Annotated in this window: 4 protein-coding genes; all 4 read left to right on the top strand. The window is 40.1% G+C overall.

Annotation, left to right across the window (positions count from 1 at the left end):
- The first annotated feature begins 205 nt into the window (after window positions 1-205).
- The gene (locus B4113_RS05730) at window positions 206-514 is read left to right on the top strand and encodes an AbrB/MazE/SpoVT family DNA-binding domain-containing protein (RefSeq protein WP_033020681.1); all 309 of its coding nucleotides are present in this window, start codon (window positions 206-208) and stop codon (window positions 512-514) included.
- Complete coding sequence (locus B4113_RS05725; RefSeq protein WP_033020639.1) at window positions 514-900, top strand: type II toxin-antitoxin system PemK/MazF family toxin; 387 nt, start codon at window positions 514-516, stop codon at window positions 898-900. Before B4113_RS05730 ends, B4113_RS05725 begins: the two co-directional genes overlap by 1 nt.
- A gap of 275 nt (window positions 901-1,175) precedes the next feature.
- Window positions 1,176-1,544, top strand: coding sequence for a hypothetical protein (locus B4113_RS19445; protein ID WP_131385726.1), 369 nt, complete (start codon window positions 1,176-1,178; stop codon window positions 1,542-1,544).
- 224 nt (window positions 1,545-1,768) lie between these two features.
- Window positions 1,769-2,085, top strand: a 317-nt coding sequence (locus B4113_RS05720; protein WP_235597964.1) for a UPF0236 family transposase-like protein, incomplete at its 3' end; no start/stop codon positions are given.

The following is a 2,085-nucleotide window of genomic DNA, read 5'->3' as shown; positions in this document are numbered from 1 at the left end:
GTTTGAGCACATCTATTTTACTCAAGGGGCTGGGTTCATGTCTCCTTTTTTGTTTAGTTTATGTTAGCGAATTTACTCATCTACAGTAATCGATTCAAATGATTGCTTTTGCGACGAGAATATTTGTTTGTCGAAAAATCAGGGGTATCATTTTTTGGAAGAATGTATATACTATGTATATACATTTTGGGTTGGGGGTGATATAATGAACTCAAAGGAACATTTAGAAAGCAAAATAAACCAAAGTAAAGGAGGGGACTACATGTCTACAGTTGTTGCTCAAAAATGGGGAAACAGTTTGGGCATTCGTATCCCAAAAGATGTTGCTGATAAAATAGGGATTAAACAAGGTTCCGAAATAGAATTAAATGTGATTGGAAATGAAGGTATCATCACATTAAAGCCAAAAAGAACACGGAAGAAATACACACTGGAAGAACTAATATCACAGATTACACCTGAAAATCGACACGAGGAAATTGATTTCGGGATAGAAGGGCGTGAATTGATTTAATGCCAGCAGACGTACCAGAGAGAGGCGATTTCGTTGTTTTAAACTTCAATCCACAAGCTGGTCATGAGCAGGCTGGGAGAAGGAATGCTATTGTTTTATCGCCTAAAGAATTCAATCAAGCAACAGGATTTATAGCTGTTTGTCCGATTACCAATCAAAAGAAGGGTTATCCTTTCGAAGTGGATTTACCAAAAGAAGGAATATCCCTTGATGGCGATGGCTATCCAATAACAGGGGTAGTTTTAACTGATCAAATTAAATCATTGGATTGGAAAGCTCGTAATCTAAAAATTTTAAAGAAGTATAATCCAGAAGATGCACAAATTGAAGAAATAGATAAAATCATTGATGAATGCCTAGCGAAAATAGAAACATATCTGACTTGACATAATCCTTTCTCTTTCAGAAAGGGTTATTTTTTGTACTTTAAAGTTTCTTGATAATTTTTGAGAAGCTAATTTTAGTTGGACAGGTGTCGAAAAACCGAAATTAGTAAGTTGGTCGTTTTTATTTTAATTACGGAAGTTGTGAGTCAAATTGGCATTTTACTTGCTTACTTTTGTCATTAAATCCACAAGAAAAATGAGTCCAGTAAACTGTTCAACATAGCAAAAAACTAGGCCTATCAAGGATTTGATTCTAATCATAAGTATTTATATACATGCTCATTGAAAAATTAACATTTGACTTCTCCTGCAACGAACTTCCTCCCCCATGGCTCAGCCTGCAGGTTGAGCCTACAAGATCTTTGGAGGAAATGATGCAGCGCTTAGGGTGTACAGTACAGGATAACGGAGAGGTTAACTCTTCATGTTGCATGTATATAGAAGCAAATCTTGAAGATACTACGCCTGACTTTAAGGTTCTTGTTGATGGAGTCGAGAAAACTGTTTCAGGTCTAACATATGATGCAACTACAAAATCTCTTAATATTACATTTACAACACCTGTAACTGACCTAAGCAAACCTATCTCACTTGAGGTTCTTTCGGGAAATAACGTTGTAGATACAACTACACCTGCAGTGTGAGTAAAATATTTGTGGGTGACGTTCAGGAAGGATCCCCGACGAGGGTTGCGAACTTTTGTTCGCGACGCTCGTCGGGGCCACCAAGCGAAGCGCGGTAGGAAAAAGCGGATCTCATGCAAAAAGGACTCTCTCCCTGCTATGATAGTGATTGTCCACATCAACCGAAAACAGGAGGGAGAGAGTCCATGAAACATCTTACCACAGAATGGCCTTTATGAAAAGAGCTGGAGGAACCATTGTTGAGAACCCTTCAAAACGTGTTTGCCACCTTGTTGGCGTCCCTTTTGGAGGAAATCGATCAACAACTGGCGGAAGCAAGGGACAAGCGCCGCGATCAGCTGAAAGACAAACGGCCGACCACCCTCCAAACGCTGTTTGGAGAAGTGACGTTTCGACGGAACTACTACTATGATCGGCAGGCAGGGGTGTATACCTTCTTGTTGGATGCCGAACTGGGCTTTGATGGAGCCCAATCGATCCGTCCTTGCCTCGAGGAAACGGCAGTCGAGTTGGCTGTAGAGTGCTCTTCCTACCGCAAAGC

Source organism: Geobacillus sp. B4113_201601, assembly GCF_001587475.1.
Classification (GTDB): Bacteria; Bacillota; Bacilli; order Bacillales; family Anoxybacillaceae; genus Geobacillus; species Geobacillus icigianus.
The sequence above is the reverse complement of the archived record's forward strand: the minus strand, read 5'-3'. Positions and strand labels throughout refer to the sequence as shown.